This is a genomic window from Romboutsia weinsteinii, from assembly GCF_002250835.2.
Classification (GTDB): Bacteria; Bacillota; Clostridia; order Peptostreptococcales; family Peptostreptococcaceae; genus Romboutsia_A; species Romboutsia_A weinsteinii.
The window spans coordinates 1-21,702 of sequence record NZ_NOJY02000030.1 but is presented as its reverse complement, the minus strand read 5'-3'; the positions used below and the strand labels follow the sequence as shown (position 1 = coordinate 21,702).

The 21,702-nt window shown below is 30.0% G+C and carries 22 protein-coding genes; 19 read left to right on the top strand and 3 right to left on the bottom strand.

Going from position 1 to position 21,702, the window contains the following annotated elements:
• Positions 1–4: 4 nt before the first annotated feature.
• The 6 genes from CHL78_RS14090 (at position 5) to CHL78_RS14065 (ending at position 6,911) form a co-directional block, all read left to right on the top strand.
• A complete protein-coding gene (locus tag CHL78_RS14090; RefSeq protein WP_094369816.1) occupies positions 5–823 on the top strand; it encodes a carbohydrate ABC transporter permease in 819 nt (272 codons plus the stop codon).
• On the top strand, positions 810–2,102 hold the full coding sequence (locus CHL78_RS14085) for an MBL fold metallo-hydrolase (protein ID WP_243446448.1): 1,293 nt from the start codon (positions 810–812) through the stop codon (positions 2,100–2,102). The genes CHL78_RS14090 and CHL78_RS14085 overlap by 14 nt, the downstream gene beginning before the upstream one ends.
• A 15-nt stretch (positions 2,103–2,117) precedes the next feature.
• A complete protein-coding gene (locus tag CHL78_RS14080) occupies positions 2,118–3,374 on the top strand; it encodes an ABC transporter substrate-binding protein (protein WP_094369818.1) in 1,257 nt (418 codons plus the stop codon).
• A 137-nt stretch (positions 3,375–3,511) separates the two neighbouring features.
• On the top strand, positions 3,512–5,026 hold the full coding sequence (locus CHL78_RS14075; protein ID WP_094369819.1) for a bifunctional metallophosphatase/5'-nucleotidase: 1,515 nt from the start codon (positions 3,512–3,514) through the stop codon (positions 5,024–5,026).
• A 168-nt stretch (positions 5,027–5,194) separates the two neighbouring features.
• Positions 5,195–6,547: an MATE family efflux transporter gene (locus CHL78_RS14070; RefSeq protein WP_094369820.1), complete on the top strand. Its 1,353-nt coding sequence runs from the start codon at positions 5,195–5,197 to the stop codon at positions 6,545–6,547.
• A 103-nt stretch (positions 6,548–6,650) separates the two neighbouring features.
• Positions 6,651–6,911 carry a phage holin family protein gene (locus CHL78_RS14065; RefSeq protein WP_094369821.1) on the top strand — a complete coding sequence of 87 codons (261 nt, stop codon included), beginning with the start codon at positions 6,651–6,653 and terminating at the stop codon, positions 6,909–6,911.
• A 131-nt stretch (positions 6,912–7,042) separates the two neighbouring features.
• On the opposite strand, the gene CHL78_RS14060 is transcribed toward CHL78_RS14065, so the two are convergent.
• Together CHL78_RS14060 and CHL78_RS14055 are read right to left on the bottom strand one after the other, a co-directional pair.
• On the bottom strand, positions 7,043–8,017 hold the full coding sequence (locus CHL78_RS14060; protein ID WP_094369822.1) for an L-threonine 3-dehydrogenase: 975 nt from the start codon (positions 8,015–8,017) through the stop codon (positions 7,043–7,045).
• Positions 8,018–8,051: 34 nt separating this feature from the next.
• Positions 8,052–9,260, bottom strand: coding sequence for a glycine C-acetyltransferase (locus tag CHL78_RS14055; RefSeq protein WP_094369823.1), 1,209 nt, complete (start codon positions 9,258–9,260; stop codon positions 8,052–8,054).
• A gap of 332 nt (positions 9,261–9,592) precedes the next feature.
• On the opposite strand from CHL78_RS14055, the gene CHL78_RS14050 reads away from it, so the two are divergent.
• The 3 genes from CHL78_RS14050 (at position 9,593) to CHL78_RS14040 (ending at position 12,246) form a co-directional block, all read left to right on the top strand.
• A complete protein-coding gene (locus tag CHL78_RS14050) occupies positions 9,593–10,366 on the top strand; it encodes an N-acetyltransferase (RefSeq protein ID WP_094368850.1) in 774 nt (257 codons plus the stop codon).
• Positions 10,367–10,469: 103 nt separating this feature from the next.
• Positions 10,470–11,324 (top strand): AraC family transcriptional regulator, encoded by an 855-nt coding sequence (locus tag CHL78_RS14045; RefSeq protein WP_094368849.1) that lies wholly within the window; start codon positions 10,470–10,472, stop codon positions 11,322–11,324.
• 457 nt (positions 11,325–11,781) lie between these two features.
• Positions 11,782–12,246, top strand: a complete 465-nt coding sequence (locus CHL78_RS14040; protein ID WP_243446447.1) for a helix-turn-helix domain-containing protein — start codon at positions 11,782–11,784, stop codon at positions 12,244–12,246.
• 200 nt (positions 12,247–12,446) lie between these two features.
• On the opposite strand, the gene CHL78_RS14035 is transcribed toward CHL78_RS14040, so the two are convergent.
• On the bottom strand, positions 12,447–12,782 hold the full coding sequence (locus tag CHL78_RS14035) for a helix-turn-helix domain-containing protein (RefSeq protein ID WP_094368847.1): 336 nt from the start codon (positions 12,780–12,782) through the stop codon (positions 12,447–12,449).
• A gap of 202 nt (positions 12,783–12,984) precedes the next feature.
• Between CHL78_RS14035 and CHL78_RS21365 the strand changes: the two genes are divergently transcribed.
• From CHL78_RS21365 to CHL78_RS13990, 10 genes are all read left to right on the top strand, one after another.
• Entirely contained in the window at positions 12,985–13,116 is a 132-nt protein-coding gene (locus tag CHL78_RS21365; RefSeq protein WP_274541857.1) for a hypothetical protein, read from the top strand.
• A 174-nt stretch (positions 13,117–13,290) separates the two neighbouring features.
• On the top strand, positions 13,291–14,463 hold the full coding sequence (locus CHL78_RS14030) for a PAS domain-containing sensor histidine kinase (protein ID WP_094368846.1): 1,173 nt from the start codon (positions 13,291–13,293) through the stop codon (positions 14,461–14,463).
• Between the two features lie 193 nt (positions 14,464–14,656).
• Complete coding sequence (hcp, locus tag CHL78_RS14025; RefSeq protein WP_199534060.1) at positions 14,657–16,330, top strand: hydroxylamine reductase; 1,674 nt, start codon at positions 14,657–14,659, stop codon at positions 16,328–16,330.
• A 263-nt stretch (positions 16,331–16,593) separates the two neighbouring features.
• The gene (locus tag CHL78_RS14020) at positions 16,594–17,031 is read left to right on the top strand and encodes a LytTR family DNA-binding domain-containing protein (protein WP_094368845.1); all 438 of its coding nucleotides are present in this window, start codon (positions 16,594–16,596) and stop codon (positions 17,029–17,031) included.
• Positions 17,032–17,053: 22 nt separating this feature from the next.
• The gene (locus tag CHL78_RS14015) at positions 17,054–17,497 is read left to right on the top strand and encodes a hypothetical protein (RefSeq protein WP_094368844.1); all 444 of its coding nucleotides are present in this window, start codon (positions 17,054–17,056) and stop codon (positions 17,495–17,497) included.
• Positions 17,498–17,744: 247 nt separating this feature from the next.
• Complete coding sequence (locus CHL78_RS14010) at positions 17,745–18,800, top strand: SH3 domain-containing protein (protein WP_094368843.1); 1,056 nt, start codon at positions 17,745–17,747, stop codon at positions 18,798–18,800.
• 12 nt (positions 18,801–18,812) lie between these two features.
• Complete coding sequence (locus CHL78_RS14005; RefSeq protein ID WP_094368842.1) at positions 18,813–19,487, top strand: ABC transporter ATP-binding protein; 675 nt, start codon at positions 18,813–18,815, stop codon at positions 19,485–19,487.
• A 12-nt stretch (positions 19,488–19,499) separates the two neighbouring features.
• Positions 19,500–20,663 carry an ABC transporter permease gene (locus tag CHL78_RS14000; RefSeq protein ID WP_094368841.1) on the top strand — a complete coding sequence of 388 codons (1,164 nt, stop codon included), beginning with the start codon at positions 19,500–19,502 and terminating at the stop codon, positions 20,661–20,663.
• A 47-nt stretch (positions 20,664–20,710) separates the two neighbouring features.
• Positions 20,711–20,905, top strand: a complete 195-nt coding sequence (locus CHL78_RS13995) for a hypothetical protein (protein ID WP_094368840.1) — start codon at positions 20,711–20,713, stop codon at positions 20,903–20,905.
• 227 nt (positions 20,906–21,132) lie between these two features.
• Positions 21,133–21,702 (top strand): response regulator transcription factor (locus tag CHL78_RS13990; RefSeq protein ID WP_147295828.1); only part of this gene is annotated, 570 nt, incomplete at its 3' end.

Sequence of the window (21,702 nt, the reverse complement as noted above, 5' to 3'; positions counted from 1 at the left end):
AAACATGAAAAAATTTAATTTATTATTATCAAAGACGTTTATTGTGATTATGGCGATAATTACGTTGTTCCCTTTTGTGTATATGATTTTATCGAGTTTAATGACTTTCCAAGAGGCAACTAGTTTACCACCAACACTATTCCCGAAGAAATTCCAATGGGAAAACTTTGCTTTAGCAATGGAACAAGCTCCTTTTGTTAGATATTTCTTCAATACAATAATAGTTGCTGGATTATCAACAATAGGAACAATTGTAACTTCTATACTTGCAGGATTTGCTTTAGTTAAATTAGAGTTTAAGTATAAAAATCTTCTAGTAATGGGTATGGCTGCTTTATTAATGGTACCTTATGAAGTTACAGTATTTACGAATTACCAAACAATTGCACAATTTGGATTATTAGACACTTATACAGCGTTGATAGTTCCATCGCTTGCAAGTATATTCTATATATTCTATCTAAAAGAATACCTTACAAGTATACCTATTTCTTACTACAAGGCTGCAAAAGTTGATGGATGTACTGATTTAGAATTCATAACAAGAATTTTAATACCTTTAGCTAAGCCTTCATTATTTACAATGGGTATATTAAGTTTCATAAATGGATGGAACTCATTCTTATGGCCTATACTTGTAACTAACAGTAAAGAAATGAGATTATTAAGTAACGGATTAAGTTCATTTGCTACTGAAAGTGGTACAAATGTACAATTACAGATGGCTGCATCTACAATAGCTATCGTACCTATACTAATATTATACTTAGTATTTAGAAAACAAATTATAAGAGGAGTTGTTAAGAGTGGTGTTAAAGGATAAAAAGACGAAAATTACATTCCACAACGGTATATTAACTATCGGTGGAACTATTATAGAGATTGCTTATGAAGATAGTCATATCTTCTTCGATTTTGGAAGTGAATACAATCCATCATCGCCTGTGCAACCTACAAATTTACAAGAATTATTAGATGAAAATCTAGTTCCATATTTAAATAATATGTTTGACCCTAAAATATCTTTAAAAGGACATGAGTCAACAGCAGATGAGTTTAAAAATACTGCAGTATTTTTATCTCATGTTCATTTGGATCACTCTAAGATTGTAAACTACTTAAATCCAGAGATACCTTTATATACATTAGAAGGAACAAAATCTCTATTAAACACTTTAAATATAAACAATGACTTCTTGTTCCCTCTACACGAAAGCAACGGTGCTAACACTAGAGATATAGTTGGAGTTAAGGACAATGAAGTTGTACAAGTTGGGAAAATCAAAGTAAAAGTAATGCCAGTTGACCATGATGCTTATGGAGCTTGTGGATTACTAATAGAAACTCCTGATCTAGTTATATCTTATACTGGAGATATAAGACTTCATGGGTATAGAAAAAATGATACTTTAAACTTCTGCAAAGAAAGTGAAGAGTGTGATGTTTTATTAATAGAAGGTGTCAGCGTTTCTTTCCAAGAGTTTGATGAAGATGTAAGTGAAAGAGAAATATCTAATGAGCCTGAATTAATAGAAAGAATAAATGAAATTGTTAATAATAACCCTAACAAACAAATAACATTCAATTACTATATATCTAATGTAGAAAGAATATTAAATATAATAAAGACTAATCCAAGGACTGTTGTATTAGATGCATACTATGCATATGTAGTAAAAGAAGCTACAGGTTTAGATGTTCATTACTACCAACTAGATGATACAGAATACGGATTAGATGCAAGTTTTAAAGTTGATTTTGAAGAATTATTAAACGATGAAGGTAGATTTTTCTGGCAATTAGATACTCTTGCTATTAAATATATGGACAAATTAAAGGAAGGTGGAATCTATATTCACTCAAATGCAACACCATTAGGTGATTTTGATCCAGCTTACACACCATTTGTAAACAGCTTTGCAGAGCATAAGATTGAGTTTATGAGAATGTCATGTAGTGGTCATGCACATCCTTATGATTTAATTGAAATTATAGACTTAATTAAACCTAAGTTATTAGTTCCAATTCACTCTTATCGTCCTGAAAAACTTTATAATAAGTCGGGAGACGTATTATTACCAGAGAAAAAACAAACAATCTAAATGGAGGCAAAACCAATGAAGTGTAAAAAATTATTAGCACTAGCGTTATCATTAGGTCTTATGACTGGATGTTCTTCTAAAGGTGGTCAACCAACTAACGAAGAAATAGTAACAGAAATCAAAGAGCCGGTAGAAATAACATTCTGGCATGCAATGAACGGAGATTTAGAGAAGTCTCTACAAAAGTTAACAAACTCATTTATGGATGCAAATCCTAACGTTAAGGTAACTTTACAAAATCAAGCAAGTTACCCTGAGTTACAACAAAAAATAACTGCGACGGTTGCAAGTCCAAAAGATTTACCAACAATTTCGCAAGCATATCCAGACTGGATGTTTAACCCAATACAAGACGGATTAGTTACTGATTTAACTCCATACATAGAAAATGAAACTTTAAAGTTTGATAACTATGACGATATATTACCAAGTCTTAGAGAAGCTTCTAAGATAGATGGTAAGATATACGGAATGCCTTTCAATAAATCAACAGAGGTTTTATGGTATAACAAAACATTACTTGATGAGTTAAACTTACAACCTCCAACAAACTACAAAGAATTAGCTGCTGTTGCTAAGGAAATCAAAGATAAGAAAGGTATACCAGGTGTAGGATTTGATGCGTTACATACTTACTATACTACTTTCTTAAAGACTGAAGGAAAAGTATTTGATTCAAGTGTAGATGTAACTGGTAAAGAGTCAGTTGACGCAGTTAACTACTACTTAGAAGGTATAAAAAATGGATCATTCAGAATAGCTGGAACAGATAAGTTCTTATCAGGACCATTCGGTAATGAAACTGTTGGTATGTATGTTGGTTCAAACGCTGGAGAAAACTTTGTTAAGCAAGGTGTTGATGGTAAGTTTGAAATAGGTGTTGCTCCATACCCAACAAGTACTTCTTTACAACAAGGAACTGATTTATATGTATTCTCTAGTGCTACACCTGAGCAAAAGACTGCTGCATATGAATTCTTAAAGTTCTTAACTACTAAAGAAAACCAAATACAATGGGCTTCTGAAACTGGATACATGCCAGTAAGAACAAGTGCTATAGAATCAGATGAATACAAAAATTCAGGAAGTTTAATAGCACCAATATTATCTGATGCAACTAAAAACTTATATACAAACCCTAATGTAGCTGGAGCTGATGCAGCTTACCGTGAAGCAGGTACAGTATTAGAAGGAATATTAGCTGATCCTAAATCAGATGTAACTAAAAAACTAGAAGGATTTAAATCAACTTTAAATTCAATCTGGGAATAATATATTCTAAGATATAAAAAGGGGCTGTCTTAAACTAATGTTTTAGACAGCCTTTTTACTTACCCGAATATTACTAAAACTAAACATTTTTATATGTTAATATTAGAAAAACAACGCTTAACAAAAGGAGAAAATCTATGAAATTAGTTATATATCAAACAAGTGATTTACATGGTTATGTATATCCTACAAACTATGTTAAAAATCAACAACTTGGAATATTAAAAATAGGAACTTACATGTTAAAAGATGAGAGAAATTATGATGCATCTTTAAAGTTTGACTGTGGAGATTTAATCCAAGGATCAGCTCTTACTCATTATTTATACAAGCATGATATGAAGGAAAATCCTATTATTCAAGGATTAGAAGCTATAAATTATGATGCTTATACATTAGGAAATCACGAATTTAATTATGGACTCGACTACTTAAATAAGTCTTATGCGCCAATATCACACAAAGTATTAAATGCAAATATTGAAGGATTAGCATTTGATACTAAACCATACGATATATTTGAATTTGAAGGATTTAGAATTGGGTGTATTGGTCTTACGACATCGTTTATACCTAACTGGGAACATGAAAATAATATTACAAACTTAAATTTCTTAGATCCTGTTAGTACTTACAAAAAATACGAGCAAGAACTAAAAGATAAATCTGATTTTATTATTGTATGTTACCATGGAGGTTTTGAAAAAAGCTTAGATGGTAACATGGTTCCAACTGAAAAGCTCAATAAAGAAAATCAAGGAAGTGAGTTACTAGAGAACTTTGATTCTATTGATATGATATTAAGTGGACATCAACATAGATCATTTGCTACTAAGATAAACGGCGTGATTTGTTCTCAACCTCTTAATAATGGTCAAAACTTTACTAAGATTGTACTAGATACTGACACTAAAGATATAAGCTATGAATTAGTTGATGTTAGTAAATTAGATGATGAGATAAATGATGACTTAGAAAAAATATTTACAGATGTAGAATCTAAACTACAAAGCTATTTGGATGAAGAAATTGGCAAGTTTGACAAAGATGTTATTATGGATGATATTTTTAAAGCTAGATTAAATGGACATCCATTTATAAACTTCTTACACCAAGTTCAACTTGATGTTTCTGGTGCTGATTATTCTGCTTTATCATTATTTGATAGTGCAATTGGATTTAAGAAAAATGTGTCTATTAGAGATGTATTAATCAATTATCCTTATCCAAATACACTACAAGTACTTAAGGTAACAGGACACAAGCTAAAAGAAGCTATTGAGAAGGCCGCTACTTATTTTGTTATAGAGAATGGCAAAGTAGAAATAAACAAAGAGTTCCTTGTTCCTAAAGTACAAAACTATAATTATGATACTTTTGGTGGATTAACTTATGAAATAGATTTACTAAGAGATTTTGGAGATCGTGTTGTTTCTATAAAGAAAAATAATAAGTCAATTAATTTAGATGATGAGTGTACTATTGTTATGAATAACTATCGTGCTACTAATACTTCTATATATCCTTGCTATGAGAATGCAGAAGTTGTAAAGGAGATAAACATGGATGTCAGTGAATTATTAATGAACTATTTCCAAGCTCATGCTAAAGTTGATATAATAAATGAGAGTAACTATACAATCAAGTACTAGAATTAATAAAGAGGAATTGCTTAACTTAAAAAGTTAGCAATTCTTTTTTTATATAAAAAATATATTTTAATAAAAGAGTAAGAATATCAAGATTATTCTATGACCGTGCAGATGAATATGTATAATGATACAATTAATACATAAAGTGTATTATAAGGAGATAAGTACATGATTGATATGACTAAGGGGGATTGTGGAAAATTAATTTTAAAATTCGCATTTCCAATGATTTTAGGAAATATATTTCAACAAATTTATAATCTAGTAGATAGCATTGTAGTTGGAAAATTTGTAGGTGCAAATGCTTTGGCGGCTGTAGGATCATCTTTTGCTATTGTTGTATTTGTAACATCAACAATAATAGGATTAACCATGGGAGTAGGAACTATTCTTGCACAGTTTTATGGTTCAGGAGAGATAGAGAAATTTAAAGAAGCTACATTTACTTCATTTATATTTATTGGTGGAGTTACAATAATTATAATGATTATATCTTTGCTAGGTATAGATTTAATATTAAGTTTATTCAATATGCCAAATGAGCTTATTAAAGATTCGAAGGAGTATCTAACAATTATTATAGTGGGTTTAATATTCACGTTTATTTATAATTTAGCTACAGCTCTATTAAGGTCTATAGGTGATTCAAAGAGACCTTTATATTTTTTGATAATAGCTTCGCTTATAAATATAATTCTGGACTTAGTATTTGTTTTGAAGTTTAACATGGGTGTTAGAGGAGTAGCAATGGCTACTGTAATTGCACAAGCTACATCTGCAGTTTTGAGTGCCATGTATGTATATAAAAGTGTTGGAATTATAAGCTTCAAAAAATCAGATATAAGAATAAGTAAAGGTATATTTAGAGATGTTATAAAGTATTCTATATTAACTTCGACCCAACAATCTATTATGAATTTTGGTATATTGATTGTACAAGGTTTAGTAAATACTTTTGGTGCTACTGTAATGGCGGCCTTTGCAGCAGGAGTTAAAGTTGACTCTATTGCATATATGCCGGTACAAGACTTTGGTAATGCTTTTTCAACATTTGTAGCTCAAAATAAGGGAGCAGGAAAAATTGATAGGGTAAAAGATGGAGTTAGAGGTTCTATAAAGATTATAATAGTTTTTTGCGTAGTTATATCAACTTTGATATTAATATTCTCAAAGGATATAATGTATTTATTTATAAATAAAAACGAAATAGAAGTTATATCCTTAGGAGCTGAATATTTATCGGTAGTATCAATTTTCTATGTATTAATCGGATTTCTATTTATGTTTTACGGTTTATTCAGAGGTTTAGGTCACTTGAAGGTATCTATAGTTTTAACAATAGTATCATTAGGAACTAGAGTAATATTAGCTTATATACTTGCATCAACATGGCTAGGCGAACGTGGTATATGGTGGTCTATTCCAATTGGATGGGCTTTAGCAGACATTATAGGAATAATATATTTTCATAAAAATATAAATTCAGATATAAACTTAGAGGATAATAAAATAAGTAATTAAAAAATAAATATAATGTTACACATTTTATCATATATATTGATAGACTATAAATTTTAAAATTAATAAATTATAGTTTAAATTTATATATATAGGAGGTGTAACTATGGACTTAACTTTTTTACAAACATTTTATATACCTACAATAGTAGGAATATGTTTATGTGTTGGATATGTGATTAAACATAGCCTAAACTTCATACCTAATAAATATATACCATTGATAATGGCAGTATTAGGTCTTGCTTTAAATATTTTTATAAATAAAACTGTAACAGCGGACATAATCCTTGGAGGTATGTTCTCAGGTTTAGCTAGTACAGGTTTACATCAGATGTTTAGTCAAATGATACAAGGTAATAAATAGAAGTAAACTAATAAAATTTTGATAATTACATAAAAATAACTAGAAACCTTGTACAGTATCTGATACTGATAAGTTAAAACTAAATAGTATAAAAAGCTGCCAACTCAATAAGTTAGCAGCTTTTTATATATCTAAGCCATAGAAATTTCTGTATTAGAAATTCCTTTTGCTTTTAGTTTTTCAAGCATATCAGTAGTCATTTTACTTAAATCATACTCAAACTTGAATCCCCACTCATTTACAGCACAAGATGGGTCTATAGAATTTGGCCAAGATTCAGCTATACTTTGACGTACGGGATCTACATTATATCCAAATTCAAAATCAGGTATATGTTTTTTTATTTCAGTAGCTATTTCATCTGGGTCAAAATTCATAGCGGTTATATTAAATGCATTTCTGTGTATCAACTTAGAAGTATCTGCCTCAAGTAAATCAACAACTGCTTGAAGAGCGTCAGGCATATACATCATATCCATCTTAGTTCCCTTAGCTATGAAAGACTCGTATTTCTTATTTTTTAATGCTTCATAATATATATCAACAGCATAATCAGTAGTACCACCACCAGGAGGAGTCACATATGATATAAGTCCTGGGAATCTTACACTTCTTGTATCTACACCAAACTTTTGGAAGTAATAATCTGATAATAATTCACCAGAGACCTTAGTTACCCCATACATAGTATTGGGTCTTTGAATTGTATCTTGAGGAGTCAAGTCTTTGGGAGAATTAGGACCAAAGGCAGCTATAGAGCTTGGTGCAAATAATGTAGCTTTGGTTTCTTTAGTTACTTCTAAAGCATTAACTAAGCCACCCATATTTAGCTTCCAAGCAAATTGAGGTTTTTGCTCACCAACAGCAGAAAGTAGAGAAGCTAAGTGGATTATTGTATCTGCATTATGTTCTTTAGCTAATTTCCCCATAGCCTCTATATCCATGACATCTAATGTTTTAAAAATACCATTATTTACAACATCGCTACCCTCAATCATACGAACATCAGTAGCCATTACATTATCAGTTCCATACTCTTTTCTAAGTTTCGCCGTTAACTCAGAGCCTATTTGACCTAATGCACCTGTTACAAGTATTTTCTTCATACAGTTACCCCCCTATATAATTAGAATGAAATCTTTATATAATTTCTAATTCCTTACCTACTTTTTCATATATAGCTAAAGCCTCATCTAGCATTTCTTTAGTATGTGCAGATGTTGGCATATTTCTTACTCTACCAGTGCCTTTTGGAACAGTAGGGAAGACTATAGACTTAGCATATACACCTTCTTCTAATAATCTCTTACTAAATAATTGAGTTTTAGTTTCGTCACCTATAATACAAGGTGTTATAGGCGTTTCGCTATGTCCTATATTAAATCCTAAAGCTTTCAATCCAGCTTTAAGATAATTTCCATTTTCCCAAACCTTATTTACTAACGAATCATCTTCTATAAGTATATTTATTGACTCAGTGCATGCAGCAGCAGCTCCTGGAGTTAGTGAAGTTGAGAAAAGGAAAGGTCTACCTCTAACCTTTAACCAATCTATAAGGTCGCTAGTTCCTGCTACGTATCCACCTACAACTCCTATGGCTTTAGATAGAGTACCTATTTGGAAATCTACCTTGTCAGATACCCCAAAATGTTTACAAGTACCAGCACCTTTTCCAGTTACACCAGATCCATGAGCATCATCAACATATGTAATCAAGTTAAACTCTTCTGCGATTTCAACTATTTCAGGTAATTTTGCAATATCTCCATCCATAGAGAATACTCCATCAGTGATAATCATTACTTTATTATATTGACCGCTTTCTGTTGCTGATCTAGCTTTTTCTCTTAGATCATCCATGTCAGAGTGCTTATATCTTATTACTTTAGAACCTGATAACTTACATCCATCTATTATTGATGCATGGTTTAATTCATCGGATAATATAGCATCATTTTTATCCATAACAGCTTGAATAGCTCCCATGTTACAGTTGAATCCAGATTGGAATGCTATAGCAGATTCAGTACCTTTGAATTTTGCTATAGTTTTCTCTAAAATATCATGGACTTCTAAAGTTCCATTTATTGTTCTTACAGCGCCAGCACCAGCACCGTATTTGATTGTTGCATCATTAGCAGCTTTTATTAATTTGTTGTTTGTAGCTAATCCAAGATAATTATTTGATGATAGATTTATTAGATTTTTATTATTTATTGTGATTATAGGTCCGTTAGAACTTTGAAGTGAGTCGATTTTATTATATAGACCCTTTGATTTTAATTCAGATAGATTTGATTCTAAGAAGTTAGACAAAGTTCTATTTTTTACACTTATACCTTCCGCCATTTAATAGCCCCCTTTTGTATGAATTTGTTTCGTTAATATAATTTTAAGTTTTAAAGAGGATGATTGTAAATAATAACCATAGAACAAATGAATTCAAAAAAATACAAAAATTCTGATTAATAAAGAGGTATGTTAATTTAATTTATATAAACGATAAAATATTTGAGATTTTTAGGGAATATTGTAAGATATTAACTTAAGATAAGATATAATTTAGAGATTAAGATATTTTTATCAAAGAGAGGTAGTACAAATTATGAATGAAGTATCATTGCAAGTAAAAGTAATATCTGTATATAATTAAACAAGATGAAATTGTGGAGGTAACCTCGATGGATATAGTAGAAGTTGATCTTAAAAATATTGATAAAGAACATATTTGCTGTGCTCTTTCTGATAAAAAAGGAGAGTCTCAAGTATCATCTAAGAAAGAGTGGCTAAAAGAACGATTTAATGATGGTCTAGTATTTAAAAAAGGTAATGTAAGGGGCAAAGTTTTTATTGAATATATGCCTGCTGAGAATGCATGGTGTCCTATTATTGCAGATGACTATATGTTTATTAATTGCTTATGGGTATCAGGTAAATATAAGGGGCAAGGTATTAGTGATAGATTGCTAGAAGAATGTATTATAGATAGTAAAGAAAAGTGTAAAAAAGGATTAGTTATATTAAGCTCTGATAAGAAAAGACCCTATTTGTCTGATCCGAAATATTTAGAATATAAAGGATTTAAATTGGCAGATACATCAGAACCATACTATAAATTATATTATTTTCCATTTGAAAATAATATAATTATACCTGAATTTAAAAATACAGTAAAAAAAGATAAAGATAATGAATTGGGATTTACTTTATATTACTCTAATCAATGTCCATTTACTTCAAAGTATGTAAAAATGGCTGAAAACTTTGCAATAGATAGAAATGTTGATTTACATATAGTCAGGTATGAAAATAAAGAGCAGGCTCAAAGTTCATCTAAACCTTTTACAACATATAGCTTGTATCATGATGGAGAGTTTGTTACACATGAAATATTGAATGAAAAAAAGTTTGAGGATATATTTATATTAAAGAAATTTATAAAAAATAGAGTTTAGGTTCTAAGTTATATAGATTTAAAGACCTCTCATATTTGTGCAGCAAATGAGAGGTTTTTAAATTAATGATTTACTATACTTGTATTTATAAGGAGATGGCTTAATGGAATGGTTAGATAAGTTAAATGAAGCACTAGAATATATTGAAGGGAACTTAGATGGAGAAATTGAATATGAGAATGCAGCAAAAATTGCTTGCTGTACAGTATATCATTTTCAACGTATGTTTTCATATATAGCAGGAGTACCACTGTCAGAGTATATAAGAAATAGAAGATTGACGAAGGCTGCTTTTGATTTGCAAGGTGGAGAGAAGGTAATTGATGTGGCTCTGCGATATGGATATGAATCACCTACAGCGTTTAACAGAGCTTTTCAGAAGATACATCAAGTATCACCTTCAATCGCACAAAAAGAAGGAACCTTCCTAAAGGCATATCCTCCTATTAGTTTTAAAATAACAATAAAAGGAGTAGAGGAAATGAATTATAGTATAGTAAAAAAAGAAGAAATGAGAATTGTAGGAGTAAAATGTTTATTAGAAAAAAATGTTGAGGATAACTTTAAAACTGTACCAAAGCTATGGCAGGATGTAGCTCAAAATGGGAATCTGAATAAGATAGTTTCTCTTATGGATTCAAACTCTAAAGGCATATTAGGAGTCAGTGCTTGTATGGATAACTTAGATAAATGGGAATATTATATAGCTACAGAAACAAATAAAGAAATAGTAGGTGGTATGACTGAATATATAATACCAGCATGTACTTGGGCGGTTTTCCCTGGAGAAGGGCCTATGCCAACTGCAATTCAAGACATTGAAAAAAGAGCAATTACAGAATGGTTACCAACATCTGGCTATGAATATGCAGATGCACCAGATATTGAAGTATATTTAAACCAAGACCCTGCCAATTCTAAATTTGAAGTTTGGATACCTATTAGAAAGAATTTATAAAAGTTATAATATATCAAATAATATTATAATTTTCAGCATTTGATTAGTATATTTTTTATATATTCTTAGAGATTCGAGCGAGAATAATATTTAAAGAAAAATAAAAATGAATATATAATAAAATATTTAATAAATAAAGGTCTGCCTAATGAATAAGGCGGACCTTTATTTTGCGTCTATTTATGTTTTATTATAGTTATTTAATTCTTGTAGTATAATCATGTTAATTGACATATTTCCGAGGAAATACTCAAAACTACTCAGAACAACAAGTATAAGAAAGAAGTATAGATTAGGAAATTTATAGTGAAAAAGTAGAGGTATGTATAGAATAAACTATGTGAAGTGTTGAAAAATCAAGTTTGCAACTATTAGTTGACGAACTAGTTATCAGAAAAGCAACTATAAAATGATTGTGTATAGATGAAAAAGTAAATATAATTTAATTTGAGATGAGGTGACTAGATTGTATTTTGGAGATAATTTAAAGAAGCTAAGAAAAGAAAGAAAGTTATCACAAGAACAGCTTGCAGAGATGCTAAATATATCACGACAGGCTGTATCTAAGTGGGAAGCAGGTAAGACATATCCAGATATAGATAATCTTGTATTATTGAGAAACCTATTCAATGTAACTTTGGATGATTTGGTACTTAATGAATGTGTAGATAAATGTAAAGGTGTAAGTGGAATAGATAAACTTTCAGAAGAAACAAATAATAAATCTAAGGATGAAGAGTATGATAATGAAGAAGACAATGATTTATCAACTAAGTTAATGATGGGCGGAATGATAATAGGGATGGCTATTGGATTTATAACTGATAATTTTATGTGGGGAACTGTTGGATGTTTTATAGGCATGGGATTAGGTTATGTAGTTGAAGATATTATAAGTGCAAAAACAAAACTTAAAAGATAGAAGAAGTACTACTTTTACATTAGAAAATATATAAGAAGTAGTATCATTTAAATAATATTGTAAAAAGCATCAAGACCATAAGGTACAGATGCTTTTTTTATTTTTAAGAACATATTAAGGTAGGGATAATTAATAATACATGATATCTCGAATTTTAAATTGCTTTGTAGGATATAAGGAAAATAAATATATTTATATATTTACCTATCTAATATTTTACTATTAGATGAAGAATTATATAGACAATCAATAATTCTGTTAATGAATTGTTGATCTTCCTTTGATAGAGAGTTTATTTTTTTTATTAAGTCGCTAGTAGAGCATAAATCACTATTAAAAATATCACCTGTTCCAAATCTAATCCAATTTGAGCTTACATTAAATTCTCTGATGATATTTAATATACTTCGTTCAGGGATATTTCTAGATTTATTTTCATAAGATGAAATTTGGCTAACTGATAAATGTATTTTTTCTCCAAATTCCTTTTGGGAAAGACCTAATTGTTTTCTAAGGATCTTTAATCTTTCGTTCATTTATTGTCACCACCTTATTTATAGTATATATTTTGATTAATTTTTCCTCAATGTTTTATTATAAAATAAAGCAAGTCACGCAAATAACTGTAATATAATGTAAAATTATTGATAAATATATAGAATTAAATGGAAAAAATACGCATTGTGTATTGATAATTCCTCAATGTGGATATAAAATAGTACAATAGGAGGGATATAGATGGATTCGGAATTAACATTGACTGATAAATTAGAAGTGATTAGAAAAGAATTACCTGAAGAATATCATGCTCTAGACATAATAGTAGAAATTTTAGTAAGAGATATCAAACGTCTCTATGAAGAAGAGTAAATATTATACTAAAACAACAATTTTATATTCCATATCAACTAGAGGGTTTATACGAGAAAGTTCGTGAATATATAGGGGTTATATTAATTTAGAAAACATAAATCCTGATTGAAAATTAATAGATTGTTATAAAAACAATCTTTTTTTATGAAGAGAAAATAGGGGGGGAACTTAGTGGAACAGAATTATTCAAAAGATATATTAGAATCACTTTTAGATATGATACCAGATTATATTTTTTATAGAGATTTAGAAGACAAAAATATATATTGTAATAAAAGCTATGCTAATGAATTTATAGGTAAGACACAGGAAGAGATACTTGGTAAGACTTATAATACATTAAACATACTTCCTAAGTTATCTAATATAGGTAGGGTACGAGATAGCGAAGTGATCAACAATAAGAAACCTGTTATTTATGATCAGACTATAGTTAAGTCAGATGGAGAAAAGCTACTTGTAGAGATAACCAAATTGCCATCATTTGATGATAGTGGTAATGTTAATGGAATATTAGGGATAATGAAAGATGTGTCTTATAGAAAGGAACTAGATAAATTAAGAGAGGGATTTTTTGCTAATATGAAGCATGAATTTAGGACTCCTTTAAATATGATTCTTAGTTCAATACAATTACTAGATCATAAATGCAATAAATGCGATATAGAGAACTGTAAAGATTGCTTTATAAATTGCCTCCAACTCATAAGTACAAACTGCCTGAGATTATTAAAATTGTCCAATAACTTTATAGATCTAACAAATTTCCAAACAAGATGCACAGATTTTAGTCCAAGAAATTATGAGATAGTTAACTTTGTTGAATCAATATGCGAATTGATTAATGGATACAAAACATTTAATGATATAAGCTTAATATTTGATACAAATATTGAAGAAAAGGTAATCAGCTTTGATATAAGCAAAATAGAGAGGATAATATTAAACTTAATATCTAATGCGATAAAGTTTAATAAACATGGTGGTAGCGTACTAGTAAGTATAGAGGATAAGAGAGAATACATTAATATATCTGTTAAGGATACAGGAATAGGAATAGATGATAATAGAATTGACCATATATTTGATAGTTTTTCAAATGTTGAAAATAGATTAACTAAAGTAGGAGAAGGTAGCAGTGTTGGTCTAGCTTTATGTAAGTCTTTAATTGAAATTCATCAAGGTACTATAGCGGTCAGAAGCGAGCTAGGTAAAGGCAGTGAATTCATCGTATCTATACCAAATAAAATCAACGAGAATGAAGAGTTAGATTTATCACACGATAAAGTAGACGATAATATGATTGAAAGAATAAAGATGGAATTGTCTGATATATATGCATAGTAATTCGTAGCAAGTATATGTTAGAAAATACGACGTGTAGCCTATAAGTTTATTAAATAAAGAGATTTACATTTAGGATTATCAGTATGTAATGTAGGTGAAATAAACAAATAAAATACAATATACGAATATATTTTGTTTGGTATATGGTAATACTTTTATTGTGAAGAAAAAGAACAATAGGAGGATTGGTATGGGAAATAATATGGATTTAGAATACCCAATGTTTTGCTATCAATGTGAGCAGACTGCAGGAGGTAAGGGATGCACTAAAATGGGTGTGTGTGGAAAAACTCCAGAGATAGCTGGACTTCAAGACTTACTTATATATCAGATAAAAGGAATAAGTTGCTATGCTAATGAGCTTATCAAAAAAGATGAAAATATAGATAAAGATATAGTTAGCTTTGTAGAAAATTCTTTGTTTACTACATTAACTAATGTAAATTTTGACGCTGATGTTCATGTTGAAATGTTAAAACAATCTCAAAAAATAAAAGAAGGTTTAAGAAGTAAGGTCGGAAGTATTAAAAATGATACAGAACACGCTACATATAATCTGAGTGATACTAAGGCTCAAATGCTTAAGGATGCTGTAAAAGCAGGTATAATGTACGATAAAGAATTAGATCCAGATATTCGTTCTCTAAGACAAACTATAGTATATGGATTAAAGGGAATAAGCGCTTATGGTCATCAATCAAGAGAGTTAGGATATTTTAGTAACCAAGTAGATAATTTTTACATAAGAGCACTTGAAGCAACTACTGATGATAGTTTATCTGTAGAAGACTTAATAAGATGGACTATGAGAACTGGAGATATGAGTGTTGCTGTAATGCAAAAACTAGATGAAGCTAACACTACAGTTTACAAAAATCCATCACCTCATAAGGTAAATGTACATCTTAAAAAAGGCCCATTTATAGTAGTTTCAGGACATGATCTAAAAGATCTTCAAATGATTCTTGAACAAACAGAAGGAAAAGGAATTAATATATACACACATGGTGAAATGATACCTTGTCATGGATATCCAGAGTTAAAAAAATATTCACATCTAGTAGGAAACTTCGGTGGAGCATGGCAAGATCAACAAAAGGAATTTGATAATATACCGGGATGTATACTTATGACTACAAACTGTCTTATGAGACCAAGGGATAGTTATAAAGATAGGATCTTTAGTACTAGTGTTGTAGGTTGGGATGGCGTAAAACATATTGGAAAAAATGAAGAGGGTAAAAAAGATTTCAGTGAAATAATAAGCAAAGCATTGGAACTAGGCGGATACAAGGAAGATCAAGAGCCACATGAGATATTAGTAGGATTTGGTCACCATGCTACTTTAAGTCATGCTGATACTATAGTAAATGCAGTAAAAGAAGGTAAGTTAAGACATTTCTTCTTAATTGGAGGATGTGATGGAGCAAGACCAGGTAGAAATTACTATACTGAATTTGCTAAAAAAGTACCTGAAGATTGTGTAATATTAACACTAGCATGTGGTAAATATAGATTCAATAAATTGGAATTTGGTGAAGTAGCAGGATTGCCACGATTATTGGATATTGGTCAATGCAATGATGCATATTCAGCTGTTAGAATTGCTACAGCACTTGCAGATGCATTCGATACAGATGTAAATGGATTACCTATATCAATAATTTTATCTTGGTATGAGCAAAAAGCAGTAGCTGACTTGTTAGCGCTTTTATCTTTAGGCATAAATGGAATATACTTAGGTCCCACGCTTCCTGCATTTTTAAGTCCGAATGTACTTCAATACTTAGTAGACACATTTAATATAAGACCAATAAGTACTCCTGACGATGATTTGAAAACTTGCTTACAGCAAGGTATATAGATATAGTAAATATCAATCAATATATATAACAACCGGCTTAAGATAGTAATATCTTGGGGCGGTTATTTTTATATATTAATAGTAAGATTTTACGGTTAGAATACGAAAAGCGTTATTTAGCATGATAGAATAGGAAAGTACATAGGTTTAATAATAAAAAATGTATCTTGGAGTTAAGTATTAGCATCTTACAGGTACACATATTGCAACTAAATATTAAAAATCATACTATTATTTTAAACACTAATAAAAGGAGGTGTAAGATGAAGATAACGGTTCAGCACTGTGACACAGATGAAAATGAAATTATACTAAAATGTAAAAGTATCGATGAAGAGATTCTTCATATTCTAGGATTCTTAAAATCTCGTACACAGAAAATATGTGCTTGGCAAGAAAAGCATAAGTTAGAATTTCTATCGCCAGAAGATATTCTTTATGCAGAATCAGTTGATGAAAAGATGTTCCTTTATTGTGAAAATGCGATTTATCAGACTACTTTTAACTTAGGAGAACTTGAGGCTAGCTATGAGGACGTAGGTTTTTGCCGAATAAGTAAGTCTATGGTTGTGAATTTACATCATATCTCCTCACTACGAAGTTGTGCAGCAGGTAGAATAGAAGCCAAAATTAAAAATGAAGAAAAGGTAATAGTTTCTCGTCACTATGCACCTATACTAAGACAACGTCTTGGATTATAAATTAATGAGAGGATGGTTAAATATGAGAGAGTTCTTAAAATTTTATAGATGGGGAATAGATGTAAAGCTTCATATGTCTATTTATACTATAGCTCTATTATTTTTTGCTTGTATCATACAGTTATTGCTTGGAGGAGACAGTATTAAGATAATAACAATATTTGAGATGGTCGTTGTCTCATTTATAGTAGCAGCTATTGAAAGAGCATGTTTTCCTATGGATAGGGATTTAAATAGAGCACAAGAGATTAATCGAACAATTATATGGGGTATTTGCTCTAATTTATTATTCATAGGTTCAGCAATTATATTCAAATGGTTTGTAGGTATACCAATGTGGGCAAATGTAGTTCTTCTAATAATTTTAGAAGGAGGATTAGTAGCTATGTGGTTTGCAATGAGAATAGTATTGAGATTAGACACTAATCAATTAAATAAAGGTCTTCACAAATTTCAGAATAAGTAGGGGTAGAAACAAAGTCAATAATATAAACATCATGTGGTGATGTATATAATTGCAAGTCAGCGAAGAGCATTGGTTATTTAGCAATGCTCTTTTTTATTAATATAGAATAAGTTAGATAATAACTACCGTAAACAATAGATTAACATTAGAATGATATACTCATATCGAGCAAAGGGTTAATAAAAGAAAAAAATGAACTAATATAAAATTTAATTTATAGCGATGAAAATATTTAAGGAGATTAGTTATGAAAAAACCAAAAAAGTTAATAGTTATTGGAGTGGTATCACTAAGTATACTAGGTGCAGGAGCATTTGTGGGAATAAATCAAATGGAAGAAAAGAATCAGCAAGAAATAGCAACTATTGCATCAATGAACAACGTAAGCAGTGAAAAGGGCGATTTAAGAGTAACTATATCAATTGGCGGAAAGGTTACACTTATCGATAGCGAAGGTTCAAATCTTAATGATCTAAAGCTTACACTAAAATTAAATGAGTATGATATATCTAAAGTACAACTAAATCAAACTGTAGAAATAAAAGCAAAGGCATTTCCAGAAGATATAATAAAAGGGAAAATAGTAGATATATCAAATAAATCAGAAGAAGGAGAGAATGCATCTTATATTGTAACGGTATCAATACCAAAGAGAATACTTGAAACAGGAGAAAATAAATATAATGAGACAAATGTAAGAAAAGGTCCGACTAAAGAATATGAAACTGTGGCTAAAATAGAAAAAGGTAAAAATTTTGAAATATTAGAAAGAAAAAATAGTTGGATGAAAATTAAGCTAGAAGATGGAACGGAAGGATGGATATCAAAAGACAGCGTAGCACTAAAGGGTATAAATAAAGAAAATGAGCATGCAAAAATATCTAAATCAGATATAAATCTCAAAGCAAGTAATTCAGCAGGAAGTAAAAACCTTATGAAGTTAACTCAAAATGAAGATGTTAAAATCATAGACAAAAAGGATAAATGGTACAAAGTAGAAGTAGATATCGAAACAAGTGGTTGGGTTACAGAAAATGACCTGATTATAGGTGACTTAAGAGATGGTATGGCTGTAACTGCAACCATTTTAGTTAGCGAAAAGAAAGATATAGTAAAAGTACCAGTATCATCTGTACAAAAAGATGAAAAAGGATACTATGTTATAGTAGCAGATACTAATGAAAAAAAATATGTAGACATAGGAATAACTGATTCAGAGTATATAGAGATTACAAATGGTTTATCAGAAGGAGAAAAAATAAATCTATCATTACCAATAAATGTTTCAGGTAGTGGGAAGTAGAGAGGTAAAACTATGAGCGAATATGTAATCCAAGCTAGAGATTTAGTAAAGTCTTATAGCTTGGGGGAAGAGAACGTTACTATTTTAAAAAAGGTATCTTTAGATATTAAAAAAGGTCAATTTGTATCTATAATTGGTCCATCAGGTTCTGGAAAATCTACTTTTATGAATATTATTGGATGTCTAGATTTATCGGATGAAGGGGAATACATTCTGGACGGAAAAAGTATCAAATCTTTAAGTGAAGATGAGTTGAGTTCAGTAAGAAACAAAACAATTGGATTTATATTCCAAAACTTCAATCTGTTAAATAAACTATCATCCCTAGAAAATGTAGAGTTACCACTTATATACCAAGGGAAAAGTCCTAAGGAGAGAAGGGAAATAGCTACAGAATGCTTAGCTAAAGTTGGTCTAGAGAGTAGAAAATATCATAGACCTAACCAATTATCTGGTGGTCAGCAACAAAGAGTAGCGATTGCTAGAGCTTTGGCTACAAACCCACAGATACTATTAGCTGATGAGCCAACAGGAGCATTAGATAGTAAAACAAGTAAAGAGATACTTGAAATATTAGAAAAACTTAATAAAGAAGGAAAAACTATAGTTATGATAACTCATGACATGGATATTGCTAAAAATGCTAAGAGATTGATACGAATAAAAGACGGTGAAATATTTGAATAGGAGGTATCGTATATGAATCTTTTCCAAATAGTCAAGATGGCATTAGGTGAAATTAAATCCAATAAATTACGATCATTCCTTACTATGTTAGGTATAGCAATTGGTACGGCAAGTGTAATTCTATTCGTTACTATATCTATAGGTAGTAGGCAAAGTATTAATAAAAGTATGGAGTCAAAGCCACTAGATTTAATTACAACAAGTATATATAGTCAAGATAGAAAAATTACAGAGGGAGATATAATTCAACTTAAGAGAATGTCTGAAATAAAGGAAATATCTCCAGAAATAAGTAAATCATCAGTTGTAAGTTATAACAAAAAAGATGAAAATCAAAATATAGTTGGCACAGATTGGAAATTTATACAATTAAATGGAGGTAAGCTAGATAAAGGAAGATTTATAATGCCAGTAGATAATGACTTATCAACTAAAGTTATAGTTCTAGGTAGCTCAGTATCTAAAAAATTATTTCCTAAAGAAGATCCGATAGGAAAAGTAGTAATAATTAATGCTATTCCATATAAAGTTGTAGGTGTATTAGCTCCTTATGGAGATAGTTATGAATCAACAGAAGATATAAGTATATATATGCCTTATAAGACTGCTCAAATTGACTTAGGTATAAGTGATATAGGAAAGCTAAATATACAAGTTAAATCAGTAGACAATATAAGGAAAGCAATGCTAGAGATAAATAATCACTTTACATCAAAAGGAATAAATCAAAGAGACTTAGATGTAAGAAGTAATAAGGAAATGATAGATGCGCAAAAATCGATGGATGCAACTATGAATTTAATGGTTGGAGCAATTGCTAGTGTGTCACTGTTTGTAGCTGGAATAGGGATAATGAATATGATGCTCGTATCTGTAACAGAAAGAACTAAAGAGATAGGTATAAGAAAAGCATTAGGATCACCTAGGAAGTTTATATTGATACAGTTCCTAGTAGAGTCATTGACTATAAGCTTTATAGGAGGTTTTATAGGAGCAACAATTGGTATATTTGGATCTTTTCCAATATTAAAATCAATGAATGCAGATTCGTATATAGCATGGAATGTTGTATTTGCATCAGTAGGATTTGCAGTACTTATGGGAGTGATATTTGGTATATCTCCAGCTAATAAAGCATCTAAGTTACAGCCAATAGTAGCCCTAAAATCAGAATAAGCAAATATAAATTATAAATTAATAAAAATTCAAGGAGGAGTAATAAAATGAAATTTAATAAAAAGTTATCTATGGTATTAATAGCAGGAATGATAGCATTAGGAGCAGTAGGATGTAAGGAACAATCAAATGTACCTAATAATACTGATGGTAAATTAGAAGCCCCATCAGATATGAAGCCTCTAACGGAAGAAGAAAAAGCTAAGCTACTTGAAAGTGGTATGGTAGAGATAGATAAGTAATAAAAATATATAAAACATAAAATTCTAAATTTAGAGCACAAATAAAACTAGTTGGTAGTTATCTAAACTAGCACTATTTGTGTTTTTATTTTATACTATTTGATTATAGTGATATATATGATAGATGCAATTATTTTATTATATTAGATATAATAATTGTATAACATTAAAGATAGAAAGTAAGAGGTTGTACTATAATTATCAATGGATATTTAGGAGAAAATTATATGAGAGTATTAATAATAGAGGACAATAAAGAACTTTCTTATAATATGAAAGTAGGATTAGAAAATGAAGGTCTAGTGGTAGACGTGGCAAATAATGGATTTGATGGAGAAGAAAAGGCATTCATCAATGAGTATGATGTTATTTTACTGGATTTAAATTTACCTGATAAAGATGGAATAAGTATACTAGAGTTTTTCAGAAGTAATAAGTTAGATATTCCGGTAATAATCGTTACAGCAAGAGATGAGGTAACTGAATTAGCAAGAGGTCTTGATCTAGGGGCTGATGATTATATAGTAAAGCCATTTCAAATTATAGAGCTAAGAGCAAGGATACAAGCTGTGATAAGAAGATTTTATGGTAGAACAAATCCAAATATCGAAGTTGGTCCTTTAATTATTAATCCATCATCTAGAAAAGTATATGTATATAATGAAGAGGTTAAATTAGGGACAAAAGAGTTTGATATAGCAGAATATATTGCAAGTAGGCATCCAAATATTGTATCTGGAATAGATATAGCTGAGCATGTATATGATGAATACTTTGATCCTTTATCATCTGTACTA